The sequence below is a fragment of the Mucilaginibacter agri genome (assembly GCF_009928685.1).
Lineage (GTDB): Bacteria > Bacteroidota > Bacteroidia > Sphingobacteriales > Sphingobacteriaceae > Mucilaginibacter > Mucilaginibacter agri.
Map to the genome: position 1 here is coordinate 634,752 of NZ_WWEO01000044.1, position 15,048 is coordinate 649,799.

General features: G+C 43.0%; 12 protein-coding genes. 3 read left to right on the top strand and 9 right to left on the bottom strand.

Going from position 1 to position 15,048, the window contains the following annotated elements; translation table 11 throughout:
* Positions 1-2: 2 nt before the first annotated feature.
* The 3 genes from ispG to GSY63_RS18975 all read right to left on the bottom strand — a co-directional run bounded on the left by ispG (position 3) and on the right by GSY63_RS18975 (position 5,288).
* A complete protein-coding gene (gene ispG / locus GSY63_RS18965; RefSeq protein WP_166587402.1) occupies positions 3-2,090 on the bottom strand; it encodes a (E)-4-hydroxy-3-methylbut-2-enyl-diphosphate synthase in 2,088 nt (695 codons plus the stop codon).
* A gap of 277 nt (positions 2,091-2,367) precedes the next feature.
* Positions 2,368-4,701 carry a M1 family metallopeptidase gene (locus tag GSY63_RS18970; protein ID WP_166587403.1) on the bottom strand — a complete coding sequence of 778 codons (2,334 nt, stop codon included), beginning with the start codon at positions 4,699-4,701 and terminating at the stop codon, positions 2,368-2,370.
* Positions 4,698-5,288: a HupE/UreJ family protein gene (locus GSY63_RS18975; RefSeq protein ID WP_166587638.1), complete on the bottom strand. Its 591-nt coding sequence runs from the start codon at positions 5,286-5,288 to the stop codon at positions 4,698-4,700. Before GSY63_RS18975 ends, GSY63_RS18970 begins: the two co-directional genes overlap by 4 nt.
* A gap of 64 nt (positions 5,289-5,352) precedes the next feature.
* On the opposite strand from GSY63_RS18975, the gene GSY63_RS18980 reads away from it, so the two are divergent.
* Positions 5,353-5,829 carry a DUF6702 family protein gene (locus tag GSY63_RS18980; protein WP_243749267.1) on the top strand — a complete coding sequence of 159 codons (477 nt, stop codon included), beginning with the start codon at positions 5,353-5,355 and terminating at the stop codon, positions 5,827-5,829.
* A 59-nt stretch (positions 5,830-5,888) separates the two neighbouring features.
* Positions 5,889-8,324, top strand: coding sequence for a beta-galactosidase GalB (gene galB, locus GSY63_RS18985; RefSeq protein ID WP_243749268.1), 2,436 nt, complete (start codon positions 5,889-5,891; stop codon positions 8,322-8,324).
* A gap of 87 nt (positions 8,325-8,411) precedes the next feature.
* Here the strand turns inward: galB and GSY63_RS18990 are convergent, their stop codons facing one another.
* The 6 genes from GSY63_RS18990 to GSY63_RS19015 all read right to left on the bottom strand — a co-directional run bounded on the left by GSY63_RS18990 (position 8,412) and on the right by GSY63_RS19015 (position 14,243).
* Complete coding sequence (locus tag GSY63_RS18990) at positions 8,412-9,524, bottom strand: serine hydrolase domain-containing protein (protein ID WP_166587404.1); 1,113 nt, start codon at positions 9,522-9,524, stop codon at positions 8,412-8,414.
* Positions 9,525-9,606: 82 nt separating this feature from the next.
* On the bottom strand, positions 9,607-10,572 hold the full coding sequence (locus GSY63_RS18995) for a Gfo/Idh/MocA family protein (RefSeq protein WP_166587405.1): 966 nt from the start codon (positions 10,570-10,572) through the stop codon (positions 9,607-9,609).
* Between the two features lie 7 nt (positions 10,573-10,579).
* Positions 10,580-11,659: a hypothetical protein gene (locus GSY63_RS19000; protein ID WP_166587406.1), complete on the bottom strand. Its 1,080-nt coding sequence runs from the start codon at positions 11,657-11,659 to the stop codon at positions 10,580-10,582.
* A 114-nt stretch (positions 11,660-11,773) separates the two neighbouring features.
* Positions 11,774-12,661: a class I SAM-dependent methyltransferase gene (locus GSY63_RS19005; protein WP_166587407.1), complete on the bottom strand. Its 888-nt coding sequence runs from the start codon at positions 12,659-12,661 to the stop codon at positions 11,774-11,776.
* A 101-nt stretch (positions 12,662-12,762) separates the two neighbouring features.
* Positions 12,763-13,515 carry an ABC transporter ATP-binding protein gene (locus GSY63_RS19010; protein ID WP_166587408.1) on the bottom strand — a complete coding sequence of 251 codons (753 nt, stop codon included), beginning with the start codon at positions 13,513-13,515 and terminating at the stop codon, positions 12,763-12,765.
* On the bottom strand, positions 13,512-14,243 hold the full coding sequence (locus tag GSY63_RS19015) for an MlaE family ABC transporter permease (RefSeq protein WP_166587409.1): 732 nt from the start codon (positions 14,241-14,243) through the stop codon (positions 13,512-13,514). The genes GSY63_RS19010 and GSY63_RS19015 overlap by 4 nt, the downstream gene beginning before the upstream one ends.
* A gap of 84 nt (positions 14,244-14,327) precedes the next feature.
* Between GSY63_RS19015 and GSY63_RS19020 the strand changes: the two genes are divergently transcribed.
* Entirely contained in the window at positions 14,328-15,032 is a 705-nt protein-coding gene (locus tag GSY63_RS19020; protein WP_166587410.1) for an SDR family oxidoreductase, read from the top strand.
* Positions 15,033-15,048 lie beyond the last annotated feature (16 nt).

Below are 15,048 nucleotides of genomic sequence, written 5' to 3' on the forward strand. Positions count from 1 at the left end.
GACTAAATAGCCGGTTCAACCCAATTACCATCTTCCTGTATAATACCGATCAATTCATCAACGGCAATGGCGGTATTAACATTCTTTTTCACTACTTCTTTACCGCGATACAAAGTAATTTTACCCGGACCAGCGCCTACATATCCATAATCTGCATCAGCCATTTCGCCGGGGCCGTTTACAATGCAGCCCATAATACCAATTTTTAAGCCTTTAAGATGGCTGGTTCGGCTACGAATCAACTGGGTGGTTTCCTGCAGATCGAACAACGTACGGCCGCAACTTGGACAAGAGATATATTCGGTTTTCGAGATCCGCGAACGAGTGGCTTGCAGAATCCCGAAAGCGGTAGAAGTGATAACATTAGTTGGCAACTGCGGCGCATCTATCCAGATACCATCGCCGAAACCATCAACCAGTAAAGCGCCCATGTCGGTAGCGGCGTAGAGTTGAAGAAGAGTTGTAAATTCAGCCTCACCCAAACCCTCTCCGGAGGAGAGGGCTTTAGAAGCTTGATCTCGATTCTTGATTCCCGATTCTTGATTCTCTTCAAAAACGTAGCTTCTCTTCACTATCACTGGTACATCCAAGCCAAACTCTTCCATTTTGAAGAAAAAGGCTCTTTGATCAGCCATGCCATGCAGTTCGGTGGTTTCGAGTACAAATACCAATTTTTTATCTAATGGAATTTGTCCGAATAGGTCAGTATCCAAATCTGCATTGGTGATGCGTACCAGGTTTAAGGTCGAGGTACGATCATCGGCATCAACATATTCCTGTAGGTTAAACAGCGGGTGCGCGTTGGTTTTATTTGTCAGCGTTTTCCAGGTGTTGTAGTTATATAGCTGTTTTAAGTTGCCGGGAAAAGCAAACGAAGGTAACTGATCGCCCATGTAAGCAAAATCAACCGACTGATCGGCCATATTGTATTTATCCAATATAGGCGAATACAAGTAACCGGCTGCATTTAATACTGCCGGATCTTTCAGGTTTTCTTTAGAAAGATCAACTACCACGCGTGGCACCATGTGGCCGCCGATAAAAGCATTGGCTTCGTAGGTTTCGCGTTTCTTGTATTCGTAGGGATTGTGATCGGTTGCGAGTTGCGAGGTCTGAGTTACGAGGCCTGAGTCCGAGAACCTGGTTGTTGAGGTTTGACCGCCGACTTCCGACTTCTGAGCTCTTTTGCTATATCTCTCTACCAACGCAATAGCTACAGGCGCTTCAGCTTCAGGCTCCTCGGTTAAGGATACCCGAACAGTGTCACCCAGGCCGTCTTCCAATAAAGTACCGATACCTACGGCAGATTTAATACGGCCATCTTCGCCGTCGCCGGCTTCGGTTACGCCTAGGTGCAGCGGGTAGTTCATATTTTCGGCAACCATGGTTTGCACCAACAGGCGGTAGGCTTGCACCATTACCTGCGGATTGCTCGATTTCATCGAGATCACCAGATTATAATAGTTCAGCGCCTCGCACATGCGGATAAACTCCATCGCCGACTCTACCATCCCTTGAGGGGTATCGCCATAACGGCTCATAATACGGTCGCTTAACGAACCGTGATTGGTACCGATACGCATAGCGGTACCGTACTCTTTACAGATGTTTACCAGCGGCGTAAATTTAGAGTTGATGCGCTCTAACTCGCCTTGATATTCGGCATCAGTATATTCTAAAATATCGAATTTCTTTTTGTCGGCGTAGTTGCCCGGGTTTACACGTACCTTTTCAACAATACGAGCAGCAACCTCAGCAGCATTGGGAGTAAAGTGAATATCAGCTACCAAAGGCGCTGTATAGCCACGTTTACGCAACTCGTTTTTGATATTGGCCAGGTTTTGTGCTTCCTTAATACTTGGTGCAGTAACACGGATGTATTCGCAACCTGCATCAATCATGCGGATTGATTGCTCTACCGTACCGAGGGTGTCCATCGTATCGGTAGTAGTCATGCTTTGGATACGGATAGGATTGTTCCCTCCCATTGGTATATCGCCAATGGTTACCTCGCGGGTAACAAAACGCGAATAATCTGTTAACGAGTTACAGTAACGGCCGGGTAATAATTTCAATGCTTCAGCATCCATAAACAAGCAATCAATTGAATAATGCAAAGATAAGGATTATAAACCTCTCCCCAACCCTCTCCAGAGGAGAGGGAGTCAAAAAGATATCATAAAGTAAAAAGCCCGATCGATTACATAGATTTTGTCATTCAGAGCGCCAGCGAAGAATCCTCTGCGTTTATTAAGTCATTATACCTATACAACGTTCACATCGCATGAAGAAGATTCTTCGCTGGCGCTCTGAATGACAAGATTTTATAAAACAAGAAAGTCCCGATTTTCATCGGGACTTTCTTGTTTAGTTTTTCTTTAATGATTCTTTCATCGGGTTGGTGCCGGATGAAGCACCTCTTACGCCTCCCTGGCTTTTAAACAGTTCGAACCTCGATGGAGTGTACTCACGTGGCCATGAGTTGTTGTTCTCATCAATGTCGGCCGTTTCGCGGTAAGGATCTATTTTGATAGATTTTACCTCTTTGTTTTTGGCGAATACCTTAGTAATATTCTTTTCGTTTTTACGCCAGATATAGGCAGAAATGCGTTCTACTTCTTTGGTACCGTCGGCATAAGTCCACTCTATAATCAGTGGCATTACACAGCCCCCTTTGTTGCTTAAGTCAAGCTCGTAGAAGTAATTCTTGTTTTCATAAAATTTCTTTTCCTGCGGACTTAGGGCGCTGTACATCGCCTCATAACTTTGTTTGCTTAACGGTGTTGCCGCAAAACGATCGTATTTACCGTAAAAGTCGCTAAGCGCAGTATCGGCTTCAACAGCAAACTTGATACCTTCTTCTTTATTACGTGTAGCACTGATGCTTTGCAGATTTTTATCAAATTGAGCCTGGTTGTAGCTGCGTTCCACCTCCGGGTTTTTAGTATCTAAACGGTAGTATTTAACGCTATCAAGTGAGATATCTACAGGATCAATTCCGTAGAACCAACCTCTCCAATACCAATCAAGGTCAACTGCCGAAGCATCTTCCATGGTGCGGAAAAAGTCGGTAGGTGTTGGGTGTTTAAATGCCCAGCGGTGCGCATAAGTTTTAAATGCGTAATCAAACAGCTGGCGACCCATTACCGTTTCGCGCAATATGTTTAATGCAGTAGCAGGTTTTGAGTACGCGTTAGGACCAAAACGAACAATGTTTTCTGAGTTAGTCATAATTGGCTCCAACTGATCTGCCGGTAATTTCATATAGTCAACGATCTTAGCTGCGGGGCCGCGTTGCGATGGGTATTTGTTATCCCACTCCTGCTCGGCCAAAAACTGGCAGAAAGTGTTCAAACCTTCATCCATCCAGGTCCACTGGCGCTCGTCTGAGTTGACAATCATCGGGAAAAAGTTGTGACCTACTTCGTGGATAATTACACCTGTCATAGCATATTTAACCGCTTCGCTGTAAGTACCATCTTTATCCGCACGACCATTGTTGAAACAAATCATCGGATACTCCATACCGTTTGACGCCTCAACCGAGGTTGCAGCTGGGTATGGATAAGGGAACGTATGTTTTGAATAAACTTTCAATGTATGTGCAACCAATTTGGTTGAATAACGACGGTATAGCGGGTAAGCTTCCGGACCGTAAATAGACATGGCCATTACAGTTTTACCACCATCAATATGCGTAGCCATTGCATCCCATACCACACGGCGCGATGATACCCATGCAAAATCTCTTACGTTTTCTGCATGGAACTGCCATGTTTTACGGGCAGTGGCGTGACCCAGCATCTGTTTTTTAACTTCACCCAACGTCACTATCTCAATCGGTTCTTTTGCAGTTTGTGCCTGCTCCCAGCGTTTTAATTGTGCCGGAGTAAGAGTTTGTGCATAGTTAGAACATACACCTGTACCACCTACAAAATGATCTGCAGGAACGTTAAGGCTTACTTTAAAATCGCCAAAGGTTAAAGCAAACTCACCACGACCGGTAAATTGTTTGTTTTGCCAACCTTGGAAATCGCTGTAAACTGCCATACGGGGATACCACTGCGCCATAGTGTACAGGTAGTTTTTATCTTCCGGGAAATACTCATAACCGCCACGGCCGCCAATGGTTAAACGGTCTGAGATATTATACCACCATGCAATTTTAAACTTGAATTTTGCACCAGGTTTAAGCGTTTGAGGTAACTCCACACGCATCATGGTTTCATTGATGATATAGGTAAGCGGGTTACCTGCTTCGTCTTTGATAGAAACGATATGGTCCCCTAAGTCGAGGTTATGGCCCATTATGCCTTGCAGATCGCGCAGAGACATTTTGTCTTTCATTTTACTCTCGTCGAACTTCGAGCTTTCACCGTCTTTCTTATGCTCGTTTTCATCAAGCTGAATCCAGGTATAGCTTAGCGGATCGGGCGAATTGTTGTAGTAAGTAATGGTTTCAACACCATCCAAACGTTGTTTCTCGTCATCAAGCGTAGCGCTGATGTCGTAATCGGCTTTTTGTTGCCAGTACTTTGGTCCGGGAGCTCCCGATGCCGAACGATACTCATTCGGATCGGCCAGCATTTGGCCTAACTGCTCAAACTTGTTACCATGATTTGATTTAGGATTGTTGTCGTTCTGTGCGAAAGCGGCTGAACCCAGTAGCAAAGCAAAAACTGAAACGTAGATTTTTCTCATCTAAATTTTATTAATTGAAAACGTTCTATACACATTATAAAGGCAATACCAAATATGGCCGACGACAGGAACAGCGTCCAGTCGCGCCTTTGGACCTTTGCAAAATTGATACACAAAAAAGATATTAAAAGCGCCGAAAGTACAATAAGCACCTGCCCGAACTCGAGACCGAGGTTAAAGGCAAAAAGCTGCCCCACAATATTGGTGCTGTTGCCCAGCAGGCTTTTTAAATAGTTAGAGAAGCCCATGCCATGTATCAGCCCAAAAAACATAGCCAGTATATAATTGAGGCGCATGGTTGCCTGGGTACGCTGCTTTTTAAGAATATTTACCATACTGGTAAACACAATGGTTACGGGAATCAGAAATTCGATAAGTGAACTATTGATATGGATGAAGTTGAGTACACTTAAAGCCAGCGTAATGGAGTGGCCGATGGTAAAAGCGGTAACTAATATTAAAACTTTGCGCCAATCGGCCAGTAAATACGTTCCGCAGAGTACAGTTACAAATAAAATATGATCGTAACCAGCCCAATTACATATATGTTGCCAGCCTAACTCGAAATATAAACCAAAATCCTGCAAGGGGTAAAAAATAAAAGGATAATTATAGCGTATTTTGTGCAAAAATCCATCAATTAACACAACGATGTTACAATTTCTAACTATTTGCTGGCTCTCGTTATTCCATCCGTTCTTTGTAAGCGTTACCGAAATCAATCATAACGCAAAAAATCAATCTATAGAAATAAGCTGTCGTATGTTTTATGATGACTTGGAGCGCGAGCTAAATAAGACTAACCATACAGAAATTGACATTGTAAAACCTAAGGATAAAACGGAGGTGAACCGCATGATTACAGAGTATGTGAAAAAGCACCTTATTGTTAAAGTTGATGGCAAGCCCCTTAACCTGAGCTTTGTTGGTTATGAGATTCAAGAAGATGGTGCATGGAGCTATTTTGAAGTAAAAGGTGTAAGTAAACCCAAACAAGTTACCGTGCACGACGATCTGCTTTACACCGCCCACCCTGAGCAAATCAACATGATACATACCACCGTAAATGGCCAACGCAAAAGCACTAAGCTGGATAATCCGGATGCTGATGCCACATTTAGCTTTTGATAATGTGTTTTAATTATCGTTATATTTACTGTCTACAATACAGTTAACCGATAATACTCATGTTTCCAGTTAAAATTCCAGCCGTTAAGGCTACAATGGCATTGCTTTTTGCTTTGGTGCTATCGCCTTTTTATGCAGTTAAAGCACAACCAGGACGTACAATACTCGATTTTGATAAAGGCTGGCGGTTCCATTTAGGCGACCTAAAGAATGCGGAAAGCGTGTCGTTAAACGATCAGACCTGGCGTGCTCTCGACCTACCTCACGACTGGAGCATCGAAGGAACTTTTAGCAAAGACAATCCGGCTAAACCCGAAGGCGGCGCATTACCAGGCGGCTTAGGTTGGTACCGCAAAACCTTCACCGTGCCGGCTGCAGATAAAAACAAGATCATTTACATTGACTTCGATGGCGTTTATGAGAAAAGCGATGTTTGGATCAATGGTCACCATTTAGGTTTCAGGCCTAATGGCTATATCTCTTTCCGTTATGAACTTACCTCCTATCTGCATTTCGGCGGGAAAAACGTAATTGTAGTTAAGGTAGATAACTCCATCCAGCCTAACTCCCGCTGGTATTCGGGCTCAGGCATTTACCGTAATGTATGGTTGGTTAAAACGCAAAAAATAGCTGTAGATCATTGGGGAAGCTATGTTACTACGCCGAAAGTAACCACACAATCTGCAGACGTATTGATCAGTACTAAGATCAGGTTAAAAATGCCAGTATCCAATGTAAGCGTAAGCACCACTATTTATGACGCGCAAGGCAAAGCTGTGGCTACCAAAAATTTAGATAATGTTAACCTGTCTGATTCTGTCTCGACAGCTAATCAAACTTTAACAGTTAAAACACCAACGCTTTGGTCTATTGAAAAGCCTTATCTGTACAAAGCGGTCACCAAAATCACCCAAGGTAAAACCTTGCTCGATACTTATACAACTCCTATAGGTATCCGTTATTTTGAATTTGACGCTGACAAAGGTTTTATCCTGAATGGTAAGCCGGTAAAGATTTTAGGTGTATGCGATCACCACGATCTGGGCAGCTTAGGTTCGGCTATCAATACTCGAGCGCTAGAACGTCAGTTACAAATTTTAAAAGAAATGGGATGCAATGGTATCCGTACATCGCACAACCCTCCGGCGCCTGAACTATTGGATCTATGTGATAAAATGGGCTTTATTGTAATGGACGAGGCTTTTGACTGCTGGGAAAAGGGCAAGGTTGATTACGATTATCACCTGTACTTTAAACAATGGCACAAACGCGATCTGGAAGACCAGATTTTACGCGACCGCAATCACCCGAGCGTATTCATTTGGAGTATTGGTAACGAGATACCGCAACAAGCGGATACTGCAGCCCTGCGCATCGCACCCGAACTGGCTCGTATTGTACACAGCCTGGATCAAACCCGGCCAATTACTACAGCTAATGATCGCCCGGATACTACTAACCAGATTGTTAAATCGGGTGCTATCGACCTGATTGGCTTTAACTATCATCATCAGTTTTACGAGAAATTCCATACAACATTCCCGGGCAAAAAGTTTATCGGTACAGAAACTACCTCAGCGCTGGAAACCCGCGGTTATTACGAAATGCCTTCAGACAGTATTCGTCGTTGGCCTATAGCCTGGGATAAACCATTTAGCCATCCTAAAAACTTAGGCAATGTGGTTTCCGCTTACGATAACGTTTCGGCACCGTGGGGATCCTTACACGAAGAAACATGGAAGCTCATGAAAAAGCACGATTATCTATCTGGCATGTACATCTGGACAGGCTTTGATTACCTGGGCGAACCAACGCCATACAGCTGGCCATCGCGCAGTTCGTACTTTGGAATTATAGATCTGGCCGGTTTCCCTAAAGATGTTTACTACATGTACCAAAGCGAATGGACCGACAAACCGGTGTTGCACATCTTCCCGCACTGGAACTGGCAGCCAGGTAAAACTGTTGACATCTGGGCTTACTATAACCACGCCGATGAGGTTGAATTATTCTTGAACGGAAAATCATTAGGCGTTAAAAAGAAGCAAGGTGAAGACCTTCACGTAATGTGGCGCATACCTTTCGAACCAGGAACATTGAAAGCAGTATCCCGACTAAATGGCAAAGTGGTTTTAACTCAAACTATTAACACAGCTGGGAAAGCAGCTAAAATTGAATTGATTGCAGATCGCAGCAATATTAAAGCTGATGGTAAAGACCTCTCATTTGTCACCGTTAGAATTTTGGACAAAGACGGCAACCTGGTACCCGATGCCGAAAACAGAGTAAACTTTAAAATTAACGGACAAGGCTTTATAGCCAGCGTTGATAACGGCGATCCCGTTAGCCACGATCCGTTTAAAGCCAGCTACCGTAAAGCATTTCACGGTTTGGCTTTGGCAATTATTCAGGCTAAAGAGAAAGCGGGAGTTGTGAATTTGACTGCAGAAAGCGATGGATTAGCTGGCGCAACCTTAGTTATCCGGACAAAATAAACGTCACTCCAGTCGGAGATACAAATCATATAATTCTCCATTATACCAGAGAGGGCACAAAATTTCGTGCCCTCTCTGGTATTTTAACTATTTGCTTAATGCCTTCAAAAGTTGTTGAGCCGCTCCTGTAAGATCAGTGCTACCACTGTTATAATTACGCATCAGTATTACAGCATAACCACTTGTTTTTTCTATAAACATGGTTGAGGTGTAGCCAGGCACCGAGCCATCGTGGCCTATTAAATCTATACCCTCATAATTGTAAACTCCTAAACCCAAGCCGTAACGTTCGCCTCCAGGCGGAATTATTTGCATTTGCTTCAGACTTTCTGAATTGAGCAATTTGGAGTTACTTGTAAATGCGATAGCAAATCTAGCCAGATCATTCGGTGTAGAATATATGCCTCCGTTTGGCACCTTGTAGCCACGCCCCTTAAGCTCTTGTAATGGCTTAGATGTATTTACAGAATGTTCATCGTTTGAAATACCCTCGGCCAGGTGCGACAGTTTATTTTCGGGCAGGGCAAAAAAACTGTCAGCCATATGTAGGGGATTAAAAATCCGATCCTGAACCATTTGGATATATGGTACACTTGCAACGCGCGACAAAGCCACTCCGAGTATAGCAAAACCAATATTGCTATACGAAAACCGTGCCCCTGGTATATCAATAAACGAAGTTTTATTGATAGAGGTTAAAGTTTTTTGTTCCCATTCATTAAGCGGTCCTGCATCCGCACCTTTCATATTCGGTTCCCGGCTCAAGCCAGAAGTATGTGAGGCCAATTGTCTGAAGGTAATTTTTATGGTAGAATCATAACCAATCAGGTTCTTAATTTCTGGCAAGTATTTCTCTATCGGATCATCTAATTTAACCCTTCCTTCTTGCACCAACTGCATTAATAAAGCGGCGGTAAATGTTTTGGTGATGGAACCGATGCGATAGATAGTATTTGTATCCGCAGCCACATTCTCTTTCATCCGGGCGTAGCCAAATGCTCCCGACCAAATAACGCTACTACCCTTTACAACCGCAACTGAAATACTGCCGTGTAAATTATCTTTGATAAGATCTGTGGCTAGCTGTTTACCGAAATCATCAATTGCTGTTTTTTCCTTAGGATTTAGCTGGCCAAAACATAATTGATTAAATAAAGGGAATATAACAACAAGTAATAGTGTTAGGTATTTGATTTTCACAGGGTAGTGGTTTGATAATCAAGTATACGTTTTTTACCTGATAGTCAAAGAGCTACAAATCATGGTGCAGCTCACCATTTTATTATTCTCCCTTAAATTTCAAGCCTATCTGCGCCCTTGCACTATCTAATAGTTTGATCATCTCGCGGGATAATTCATGCGTAATAATGGGGCTTTCGGTAAAACCATTTTCTACCAACTGGCAAAAATGCTCAGTTTCATAATTGAGGCCGCCGGCTGAAAAGGGTTCGTCAAGCTCAACAATATGACCGTCAAAATATTCGATGGTGGCTTTAGATGGATTCCACCAGTTTTTATGGATGGTAATATGACCGAGCATACCGCTGATTAGCGCATCACCTTTGCCATGCAGGTCGAACCCGCAATATAATTGTGCGTAGCCGTACTCATGTTTGGTTTGGATGGTGGCAAACATATCTACTTCCTTGTCACCAAAATGCCCCATAGTTTGCACTTCCAGTGTCTTACCTAAAAATTCGACGGCCAGGAATGCTTCATAGGGTAATATGCCCATTATGGCCCCGCCAACACCATCATAACTAAAGTTGGGATGCTCGGGTTCGAGCCCTATTACGGAGGAGCCTGCGCGCACATAACCTACCGGGCCAATCGGGTCAATCTGTAAGTGCTTATTAAGCGCCTGGTATAAGGGGAAGAACGGAGGTTTCATTCCCTCCATAAATAACAAATTTTGTTGTCTGGCAACTTCCAAAATCTGGTCCAGCTGAGTTAAATTTACGGCAGATGGCTTTTCGCAAAGTACATGCTTACCGGCTTTAAGTGCAGCAATACTGTACTCCATGTGGCTATCCGGCAGCGTAGCAATATACACTGCGTCAATATCCGGCGAAGTCAGTAAAGCAGATACGGAGGCAAAAGCTTTGCCTCCGTATCTGCTTACAAAATCGTTAAGTGGTTCGGCACGCCTGGTCCAGGCACCGGTAAAGGATGCTCCGCTAACAGTAGCAAATCCTTGCATAAACCTGTGCGATATACGGCCGCAACCAATTATACCCCAGCGTACCATAGTCCTATTACTGGTATTGAATGTATATAGGGTGTGGTTTGTAATTTTTCATAACCTCGGCAGGCGTCATCATGTGGTGAGGTGCCTTTTTAATGTCGTTTTTGTAGAACAACTTAAACCCAGTAAACTGTACCGGCTCGTTGTGGATAAAGTAACGGTAAGTACCTGTTTTAAGATCTGGTTCGCCCCAGCCGTCCATGTCCATTACCACCTGTACCTCTTTACGAAGTTTGATGTTCTGGTAATTAGTCAACATCTTTTTAGTAAAGCGGTGAACGATCAGAATTTTTGGAGGCAAGTGATATTTGGTTACCAGGTTTGCTAAGAAACCCGATACGTAATTAACGTCTTCAGCATCATAAGTACCGATTTTTTTACCTGGTTTAGTTCCATCTTTCATAGAGAATTCAGGGTCCATACCGAAATGTACTTGCGGCATAGCCAGATATTTTTCTAACAATGGTAACTCTGCGTGGATATTACTTAAGGCAACCTGCACGTCTAAAAACACAATAGCGTGCGCCTTTTTAGCCAACACTAAAACAGAATCTATCTGTTTAAACGGCATGCGGTAACGGAATTTACCGTCTTTTCCACCATCGCCCTGTGCAACTACGGCGATATAATGCAATGCAGGTTGTACCGGTGTGCTTGGATCTGCAGCTTCCCAGTTTTTAACTTCGCCTTTTAATTTGGCAAGCATTTCATTTGGCGGCAATTCGCCCAAAATGCCCATCTTTTTTGAGTAAAGATTACCGTAAAACGCTACTACACGTTTAAACGGAAGTATAGCGCCGTCCAATGGATATGGGGTATTTTTCACCGGCCATTTACCAGAAGTATCGCCATTGGCAAGCTTCTTCATCAACGAATCGTATTTGGCTTTATCAAGCGGCGGGTAAGTTGTTTTTACAATCGATGCTGTATCGGTATCGGCAACTTCTTCTGTTGTGGTAGTTGTTGTACTATCCTTGGTTTTGGTAACTGTAGTTTTAGCGCTGGTTTTAGTACCGTTACTGCAATTTGTAAACAGTAAAACGGACGCCACAGCCATTGACCCCGTTAGTAAGAAAGCTTTAAATTTCATTGATTTTGTTATCGTAAAGTAAGCAGTTTTAAGGTTGCAATTGTTGCTGCCAATATGCTATAATTATTTAATAGTTGATTTGATTTCTTAAAAGATATTATCCCGAATAATGTTTTATTCTTTTGTTTTATAGAATTTACCGAACACGCCCAATGGGAGTTTAATGCCCGATGTGGCTTGCAGGTATAACTCACCGGTCTCTAGGTTTTCCACTTTCGGGAAAGCGCTACGGATGAGGTTTTCTACAATTACAGACGAAAAACCAAGCGAGTAGGTATTCAGGATCAGGAAGTGTTCTTCGGGGTCTAGAAGTTGTACAACATCCTGCATCATTTCGTTAATATGATCTTCCAGCTTCCACTTTTCGCCGTTAGGGCCGTGGCCGTAGGCAGGGGGATCGAGGATGATTCCGTTATATTTTTTGCCGCGTTTTAGTTCGCGTTTCACAAATTTCAGTGCGTCTTCTACCACCCAGCGAATGTTTTCTAATCCCGATAATTCCTGATTTTCATTGGCCCAGGTTACCACCTGGCGTATCGAATCTACGTGGGTAGTGTCGGCACCGGCTGCACGGGCAATTAAAGATGCACCACCGGTGTAGGCAAACAGGTTAAGAACTTTGGGGCTGCGTGCCTTAAACTGCTTTACATGTTTGGAGATATAATCCCAGTTTACAGCCTGCTCGGGAAAAATACCCACGTGTTTAAATGAAGTTAATGCCAAACGAAACTGAATCGCCACATCATCATTCTGGTAATTGATGTGCCAGCGATCGGCGGCTTTAGGATTCTTTTTAACCCAGTCGCCAGAGGTTGCCGAACGGCCGCGAAAACGGATGGTTTGTAAGCGGGTCCATTCACTATCTGGCAAAATTTTAGCCCAAACAGCTTGTGGCTCTGGTCTTACAGTTACAACATCGCCAAAACGTTCCAGCTTTTCGAAATTGCCGCAATCAATTAATTCGTAATCTTTCCAATGCTGGGGCGTAAGGAGTTGAATCATATTTTCTGTTTCGTGTTATCAGTTGTCAGCCCAAAAAGACTTTAACAAATGCAAAGATAAGATTTACTGATGACTAATAACTTCTGACTAATGACTATACATTATAGTTTCTCCCTTGCAGCCTGCGTAAACTTGCTGGCAAATACAAAGTCGTTCAGTTCTTTATTATCTGTGTGGGCTATTTCTTTGTTTGAGCCTTCCCACCATTTTTTTCCCTGGTATAAAAATATAATGTGATCGCCGATACCCATTACCGAGTTCATGTCGTGCGTTACCATTACTGTTGTTATCTTATATTCGAGGGTTAATTCGCTGATCAGATCATCAATCACAATAGAGGTTTGTGGGTCGAGGCCAGAGTTAGGCTCGTCCACAAACAGATATTTGGGTTCCATAGAAATGGCACGGGCAATACCCACACGCTTTTTCATACCGCCCGATAATTCTGAAGGGAAAAGCTTATTCTTATCTTTAAGATTTACGCGTTCAAGGCAGAAGTTGGCGCGGTCGCGTTTCTCTTCTTTGCTCATGGTGGTAAAGAGGTTCAAAGGGAAAATAATGTTCTCCTCAACCGTCATAGAATCAAACAAGGCCGAATTTTGAAACAGCATCCCGATCTGCTTACGGATAGGTACACGTTGTTCAAAATCCATCTCCGTAAAATTCTCACCATCGAAGATAATTTGGCCTTTGGTTGGCGCATGCAAGCCTACTATGCATTTCAGCAAAGTAGTTTTTCCCGAACCGGAGCCGCCAATAATGAGATTATTTTTCCCCGGTTTAAAGTCGGCCGTAATACCTTTTAAAACTTCGTTATCACCAAATGTTTTGTAAATATCTTTAATCTCAATCATAGCATTAAACGGGTAATAACAAGGTCAGCAAATAAAATCATTACGCAGCTGTATACAACTCCTTTGGTTGCCGACTGACCAACTTCTAAGGCCCCTCCAGAAGTATAAAAACCTTGGTAAGCGCAAATAGATGTAATTATAAATCCGAACACTATTGATTTAACCAGGGCCACCTGGATAGTAAGCGGGTCGAAACCATCGCGTAAACCGGTAATATAGTCAGAGGTGGAAACGTCGCTTGATGAAAAACAAGCAAGATAGCCCCCGCCAATACCTAAAAATATAGAAACGATAACCAGCACCGGCACCATAGTTACACCGGCAATTATTTTAGGGGCTATGAGATATCCAGGCGCATTAACACCCATGATTTCTAATGCGTCTATTTGTTCGGTAACCCGCATTGTACCTATCTGAGATGCAATGCTCGAACCTACCCTACCTGCCAATACCAACGAGGAAATGGTTGGACTAAATTCCAAAATTGTGGTATCGCGCCCAATGCTACCAGCAATACTACGCGGTATTAGAGGGCTGGCCAATTGAAACGCTATCTGAATGGTGGTTGCTGCTCCAATAAATATGGAAATTATGCTGATAATGCCCAATGAGCCGATACCCACTGATACCATTTCGCGCATTACCTCTGCCCAGTAAACCGTAAATTTTTCGGGTTTTCTGAAACTTAAGCGCAACAATAAGATGTATCTGCCAAAAGAAGTAAACATGTTTTTCTATAAATAAATCAGTCAAAAATACATTTTTTAATCAGCAGGCTTTACAGCATATAACAATTAGCGCTAATTTTAAGCATGAAAAACGCTTTAATTACAGGTGCTACCAAGGGCATGGGCCGGGCCATAGCTTTTGCTTTTGCTAAACAAGGATTAAACCTTGCAATTTGTTCACGTAATATAAAAGAATTAGAACAAATAAAGGCAGAACTGCTGAATATCAACCAACAGATCAGCGTGATAGTGGTTGAAGCCGATGCCAGTAAAAAAGATCAATTGCTAAATTTCGCTGCCACTGCCGAGCAACAATTGGGCAGCATTGATGTAATCGTAAATAATGTAGGCATCTACCACCCTACCTCGATAACTGACGATGATGAAGACACCTTCGACCTTTTAATGAACGCCAACCTGCGCCCGGCTTACGAATTATACCGTTATTTCGGCAAAAAAATGGCTGCCGCAAAACAGGGGCACATTTTTAATATTTGCTCTATAGCCGCCATAAACCCGGTTACAAATGCAGGTACTTATACTGTAACAAAAGCTGCGACACTTAGTCTTAGTAATATAATGAGGCTGGAAATGCAACAATATGGTGTCAAAGTAACCTCGGTAATTCCGGGGTCGACCTTAACCGCTTCCTGGGACGGAGTTGAGGTTGATGCAAACACCATGGTGCTGCCAACAGACATCGCTTCGGCAGTAATTAATATCTATAACATGAGCGCCGGTGCCAATGTTAATGAGATTGTAATTACACCTGTTTTTGGCCAGTTATAAATCACTCTTAAATTAA